The organism is Runella sp. R5_40 (genome assembly GCF_057652295.1).
In genome coordinates, this window is record NZ_JBYFCH010000082.1 from 1 (window position 1) to 402 (window position 402).

Annotated in this window: 1 protein-coding gene; it reads left to right on the forward strand. The window is 43.0% G+C overall.

Annotated features, from left to right (window positions below):
• Nucleotides 1-402: hypothetical protein (locus AC23N5_RS31500; protein ID WP_487758572.1), on the forward strand; the 402-nt coding region annotated here is incomplete at both ends.

A 402-nucleotide genomic window follows, 5' to 3' on the forward strand; every position in this document is an offset into this window, starting at 1 on the left:
GGCGGTACATTTAATAACAAATCAGAAGGCGCTATTTATATTGACCAAGCCGCGGGCAGTCAAGCATTTTATTCAAATGGATTAGTCAACAACGAAGCCCTTATCAAAATTGGCAGCAATGCAGCCGTTACTGGGGAGGGAATAAGACTAGAGGGTAATACGTTTAATAACAAAACAGGTGGCTCGATTTATATTGATTGGACGGGTAGCCATGCCATTTACCTAGTGAATACGGGTACTGTGATGAATAATGAAGCCCTTATTGAGATCGGGAGCCAGAAGGATATTAGAGGAGTGGGGCTTCGAAGTGCAACTGGTTGCACGCTTACGAATAAAGTTGGGGGAGAGATACGTATCAATCGAATAGGTATTTTAAATACGAACGTCATAGGCGCTATTCGG